Raw genomic sequence first — 6,921 nt, forward strand, 5'->3', positions numbered from 1 at the left:
AAAGGATTTGCGAAGAAATCTACCTTTTTTAACAATCCCAATCATTCCGCCATCCCATTCCATCCAGTTCAGACAACCTACGCACTTATCGCCCAAATCAACACGCTTTTGGGCCAAAACAGCACGCTTACTAAAAAAAAGCGGTGCCGCTACTTTTTGTAAAAAATGTTGATTATGTTAGCACTATAAACGTAAAGTATACCCTAAACCTGTACTGGTGATAAACGATTGCTGATTTTTTCCCTTCTGATAAGTACTAGCTTAGGGCTGCCATTGACAGCCATAGAGATATGAAAAAGAGATTTTTTCCCTGTATCGTTTTATTCCCGTCTTCGGTTTGTTCCATTTTGGAAGGTCACGCCAATCTGGTGTTGACAATACTTTTTTCAATTTCAATACTTATTAAACAGCCTTGCTAATAAAAATAACTGACCAATGTCATTGATCGCATTGCTTGCCCTATAAGCGTACCGGGCTGGATCATCCAGTTGTGATCTATGTTTTAACAATTGAGAATACCGCTCCGTTTCTACGGAAGCGGTTTTTTTATTGAAAAACAACAGGATAGAACAGGATTGTAATGAGTTTTTTAGTTTATAAGTTCATGATTTCGTAAGTTATTTAGTATTAGTTTGCAGATTCTTTATTGAGAACCAAATAACTTATGAACTATAGCGTCATATGAAGAAAATAAATTTCACTTTAATCGCACTACTGGTTGCGTCACCAATTTTCTCCCAGGTAAAACCCGGGAACGACGTTACCGCATCCTTACACCTGTTGCACCCCGATTATCCCGTTCCTTATGGCGCCATGAGCGAAGCCGATATAAAAAAGGTGTTGGATAGAGTATTCAGTTACCTGGATGCCGTTACCCCTGCCCAAATGATAAACCGGCAAACAGGGCAGGAGGTGACCGATGCTTCTACCTTTGATACTGCCTACGGCATAAAACCCGGTGATTTCCGGCTTACTGCCTATGAATGGGGCGTAACCTACAGTGGCATGTTGCTGGCGGCTGAAACCAGTGGCGATACTAAATACAACGACTATGTAAAACAACGCCTGTCGTTTATTGCCAAATGGGTGCCTGCCATCCAAAAGAAAGTGGCCGATGGTGCCTTAAAGGGAAATTATGTGTTTCGCCAGCCCGTAGCACCACATGCGCTGGATGATGCCGGCGCCGTATGCGCCGCCATGATTAAAGCTACCCGCAGAGGAGTGAACAATGACCTTCGCCCCCTGATTGATAACTACATCAACTACATCAGTACAAAAGAATTTCGTTTGCCCGATGGTACCCTGGCCCGCAACCGGCCACACAAAAATACCCTCTGGTTAGATGACCTGTACATGGGTATACCTGCGCTGGCCCAAATGGGAGCGCTCACGGGAAAAACCAGTTATTTTGATGATGCGGTAAAACAGATAAAGCAATTTAGCCAGCGCATGTTCGATAAAGAAAAAGGCTTGTACATGCATGGCTGGGTACAGGAAATGAACCCACACCCCATGTTTTACTGGGGACGCGCCAATGGCTGGGCCATTATGGCCATGATAGAATTGCTGGATGTGTTGCCGGAAAATCATCCCGGCCGCCCATTTGTATTGCAGCAATTGCAGGCGCATGCAAAAGGACTGGCGTCGTATCAATCCGGTTCCGGCTTCTGGCATCAATTGTTGAACCGCGAAGATTCGTACCTGGAAACCTCAGCGACCGCTATCTATGCCTATTGCATTGCCCATGCCTGTAACAAAGGCTGGTTAAACGCAAAAATCTATGCGCCCATGGCCATGCTGGCCTGGAACGCCGTTACCACCAAAGTAAACGATAAAGGACAGGTAGAAGGGGTTTGCGTAGGAACCGGGATGGGATTCGACCCGGCATTCTATTATTATCGTCCGGTGAATGTTTATGCAGCACATGGCTATGGACCCGTATTACTCGCCGGGGCAGAAATGTTAAGGTTGATAAAAGGTGATGTATTTAAAATAAACGACGGTGCATTACAATATGAAAAGTAACCAGTTGTTTAGTTTATTAGTTTGTCAGTTCTTTAGTTATTGAGTTTGGAACTAACAAACTAATAAACTAAAGAACTAACAAACTATGCCTTATGAAAACACTTTGTTTCTCTTTTATACTAAGCATATCTATAACAAGCTACGCACAAACTTCAGGTTTTAAATTTGACTTTGGTACTGATAAAGCAGCTACTGGTTATATCGCTGTAACCCCAAACACGCTCTTTTCAAAAGAAACCGGTTATGGTTTTGAAACGGGATCTGCCGTGCAGGCTATCGACCGGGGCGGCAATGCGCTTACCGGTGATTATATCACCGGCAATAAACCTTTTTATTTTTCAGTACAATTACCCGATGGCAATTATGATGTAAAACTGATCCTGGGCGATGCCAAAGGAACTTCCGCCACCACCGTACGCGTGGAGAACCGGCGGCTGATGCTGGAGAATGTTCGCACTGAGAATGGAAAGCAGGTAACTAAAACCATTACCGTGCATGTGAAGGACAGCATCATCAGGGATGCACAACAAAAAGAGATCAGTAAAGTGAAATTGAAACCCCGGGAGTACGGGTATCGCCATTGGGACAACCTGCTTACATTGGAGTTCAACGATTCATTGCCCAGGATATGTGCCCTGGAAATAACACCTAACAAAAAAGCCACCACGGTGTTTCTCGCCGGTAATTCAACCGTAGTTGACCAGGACCGCGAACCCTGGGCTGCGTGGGGACAAATGATCCCGCGGTTTTTTGAACCCGGCAATGTAGCTATTGCCAATTATGCCGAATCGGGTGAAACCATGAAAGCCTTTGCGCATGAACGGCGGCTGGAGAAAGTGTTCAGTCTGGCAAAACCGGGCGATTATTTATTCATTGAATTCACCCACAACGATCAAAAGCCCGGCGGCAATCACCTCGACCCGTTCACCACTTATAAACAAACCATAAAGGAATGGATAGGGGAGGCGCGAAAAAGAGGTATGACGCCTGTATTGGTGACCTCTATGCATCGCCGCAATTTCGATTCAAGCGGGCATATCATCAATACACTGGGCGATTATCCCGAAGCTATGCGGCAAACGGCAGCAGAAGAAAAGGCAGCGCTCATCGATCTGAACGCCATGAGTAAAATATTGTATGAAGCCTGGGGGCCTGAAACGTCGCTGAAAGCGTTTGTACATTATGCCGCCAACACCTTTCCTAACCAGGAAACAGCATTGGCGGATAATACGCATTTTAACCCTTATGGCGCCTATGAGCTGGCGCGTTGTGTAGTAAAAGGAATGGTGGCGGCCAACCTCCCCATTGCGAAATATTTGGTCAAAGACAAGGTAGCGTTTGACCCGGCGCATCCGGATTCAGTAGGACAATTTTATTGGCCATTAAGTGGTTTTGTTACTGCGGTGAAACCGGATGGAAACTAGTTAATGGAGTTGACAAGTTAACGGGTTGATAGGGTTGACGGAATTGATAGTGTTGATAAAGGGATTGGGTTATTGGAAAAGCTGTCGGTTTTGAGTTTGCCCTGCGGCGATGCGGCCCGCTGCCTTCTGCCCTCTGCCTTTTTGCAATAACCATTGGTAATTGCCGTTTTTATTACTATTTTGGTTCGCTCTGTGAATCAGATCACTAAATAACTTCCTGATATTATTACGATGAACGCGTTCGTGTTTTTACGATCGTTGGTTTTCCTATTATATAATAATGGATAACTATTATCGTTTTCCCTAAACAACAAAATCCATTCAATATCTTATAAGGCATGAAAAAAAGTACACTGTTAGCCTCTTTCTTAGTGTTGGTTGGTTCTGTACCCGGTTTTGCACAAACTACACCTGCAAGGCCCGTAGTGGTGAATCCGCGTGTTGAATACCTTACCAATCCTGCAGGCCTCGAAATGACGCAGCCCCGCCTGAGCTGGGAAATAACCAGTACCGCACGGGCCGTAATGCAAACCCGCTATCGCATTCTGGTAGCTGACGATTGGTCAAAACTCGTTCTCAACACAGGAAATATCTGGGATTCCAAAGAGGTGAACAGCGAGCAATCGCAGCTGGTACCTTATGGCGGCGCCCCCCTGAAGGCTGGTCAAACCTATTACTGGAAAGTAATGGTATGGGATAACCAGGGCCAGCTATCTGACTATAGCAGAGACACTGCCAGATTTACAATGGGTTTGTTGCAGCCGGCCGACTGGAGCAATGCCCAGTGGATCGGTTATGATGAACTGGATGCCGCCAAACGGTATGTACCCGGTGTTCATGAACCCGGCGCCACCAAAGAATACAAATCGGTGGTAAGCGGAAATCACGTATTGCCCTTACTTCGTAAATCATTCACCGTAAGCAAACCCGTTAAAAAAGCCACTGCGTTCGTTACCGGGTTAGGACAATATGAACTGCACATCAATGGCGTTAAAATAGGCGATCAGTTTATGTCGCCCGGCTGGACGAATTATGACAAACGCGTATTATACGACGTACTGGATGTAACCAGCCAGGTTGCCAGTGGCAACAACGCCATCGGTGTTATGCTCGGTAATGGGTTCTACAACATTCCCAATGAACGTTACCGCAAAGCCCTGCTGGCTTATGGCAATCCCAAGATGATCATGAAGCTGTTGATCGAGTATGCAGACGGCACCAGATCGGAAGTGATCTCTGATGCCAGCTGGAAAACAGCGCCCGGTCCCATTACTTTTTCGAGCATCTATGCCGGTGAAGAATACAATGCTACCCTGGAACAGGATGGCTGGGACAAAGCTACCTTTAACGACGGCGCCTGGAGAGCAGCTGCTGTGGTAAAAGCGCCCACTGGTAAACTGGTTGCTGAAACCGGTACACCCGTAAAAGTGATGGCTACCATTGCCCCGCAAACCTGTGAAAAGAACAGCGACACTACCGTACTGTTTGATTTTGGACAGAACGCCAGCGGGATCATCAAAATAACTGTGCGTGGTCAGAAAGGACAGGTGATCCGCATTTTCCCTGCTGAATTGTTGGGCGAAGAAAAACGCATAAACCAAAAGAACAGTGGTAAACCTTACTACTACTCCTATACCTGTAAAGGCACCGGTGATGAAGAATGGACACCCCGCTTTTCTTTCTATGGCTTCCGCTATGCAGAAGTATCGTATGCAGCGCCGGATACCATAAAGTCTAAAAAACTCACTGCCGTAATTAAGGACATCAAAATGCTGCACACCCGTAACTCGGCTGCGCAAATTGGTAAATTCGACAGCCGGGAAGACCTGATGAACGATGCCTATACGCTGATTGACTGGGCTATTCGCAGCAATATGCAAAGTGTGCTGAGTGATTGTCCGCACCGTGAAAAACTGGGTTGGTTGGAACAATCCTACCTCATGGGCGAATCGATCCACTTCAATTATGATATTTACAGCCTATATAAAAAGATCATAGCCGATATGATGGCCGACCAAACCACTGATGGAATGGTGCCTGATATCGCTCCCGAGTATGTGCTGTTCGATGGCGGTTTCCGCGATTCACCCGAATGGGGAAGCGCTTCGGTAATATTACCTTACCTGATCTATCAATGGTATGGCGATAAAACCGTGATGCAGGAAGCATGGCCTATGATGACCAAATATGTGGCATACCTGAAATCAAAAGCCAGTGGCAATATTCTGTCGTACGGCCTGGGCGACTGGTACGACCTGGGACCCAAATCCCCTGGCGTGGCGCAGTTAACCCCCAAAGAACTTACTGCAACAGCCATCTATTATTACGATCTCGACCTGTTGACGAAAATGGCGAAGCTGATGGGTAAATCAGCCGATGCTTCACAATATGCCTCACTCGCTGCAGACGTGAAAAAATCGTTCAACACCAAATTCTACGATGCCGCTTCTCATAAATATTCAACCGGCAGCCAAACGGCTATGTCTATGCCTTTGGCGGTAGGACTGGTTGAAGACGCCAACAAAGCGGCTGTGCTGGATCAATTAAAAACAGATATCATTACCAACGAAAGCGCGCTTACTGCGGGCGATATCGGTTTCCACTTTTTGATTGATGCATTAACCAAAAATGGATCAGCTCAAACGGTATATGATATGAACAGCGATAATAAAGTGCCAGGTTATGGTTATCAATTGGCCAAGGGCGCTACTGCTTTAACAGAGTCATGGGCAGCGTTACCGGAAAAATCGAATAACCATTTGATGTTAGGTCACCTGATGCAATGGTTCTTTGATGGCCCGGGTGGAATTCACCAGGAAGATACTTCGGTAGCTTACAAGAATATCATCATCAATCCTGAGCCGATCCTTGGTTTGGATAAGGGAAGTGTATCCTTCAACTCGCCTTACGGAAGAATTTATTCTGAGTGGGACCACCAGTATGTGTTCCATGTATTTACTATACAGGTGCCACCAAATACAACGGCGACTGTTTATCTGCCCACACCGCCCAATAGTAATATTATGGAAAGCAATTCGCCGCTGAATTTGCACAAGGAGATAAAGGTATTGGGTTATGAAAAGGGCCGGCAGATTTTCAAATTAGGCTCAGGTAAGTATAAGTTTATTGTGAAGAAAGGAGGGCAGTAATAAAACCCTTAGTAAATAAACAGCGCCCTGATGGTACCGTCAGGGCGCTGTTTTATTTATAGCTTTACACGTCTATTGGCTAAAACAGCACGCTTATTGCCGAATCTGCACACTTAAACATTGCTCCTTTTTTCTTTATATAAACCCATAAATTGCGTCAATAACGACCGAATAATTTATCTTAGCATTCCCATGTAGATAGTGCAAGTAAACAAAGAACCTTTATAACTACTCAGTAAATGAGATCAGGAATAAAATTTATTTTAACCTATTACGGTATATCCATTCTTCTTTTATTCTTATCAGTTTTCATTGTGCCATCA

At 45.3% G+C, this 6,921-nt stretch carries 3 protein-coding genes; all 3 read left to right on the top strand.

Translation table 11 applies throughout. From position 1 onward, the window contains the following. Window positions 1–681 precede the first annotated feature (681 nt). The 3 genes from ACJ751_RS23505 (at window position 682) to ACJ751_RS23515 (ending at window position 6,598) form a co-directional block, all read left to right on the top strand. A complete protein-coding gene (locus ACJ751_RS23505) occupies window positions 682–2,025 on the top strand; it encodes a glycoside hydrolase family 105 protein (RefSeq protein ID WP_407747980.1) in 1,344 nt (447 codons plus the stop codon). Between the two features lie 92 nt (window positions 2,026–2,117). Continuing rightward, a complete protein-coding gene (locus ACJ751_RS23510) occupies window positions 2,118–3,449 on the top strand; it encodes a rhamnogalacturonan acetylesterase (RefSeq protein ID WP_407747981.1) in 1,332 nt (443 codons plus the stop codon). A gap of 338 nt (window positions 3,450–3,787) precedes the next feature. Continuing rightward, the gene (locus ACJ751_RS23515; protein WP_407747982.1) at window positions 3,788–6,598 is read left to right on the top strand and encodes a family 78 glycoside hydrolase catalytic domain; all 2,811 of its coding nucleotides are present in this window, start codon (window positions 3,788–3,790) and stop codon (window positions 6,596–6,598) included. Window positions 6,599–6,921: the final 323 nt, after the last annotated feature.

The organism is Niastella sp. (genome assembly GCF_045805085.1).
GTDB lineage: Bacteria > Bacteroidota > Bacteroidia > Chitinophagales > Chitinophagaceae > Niastella.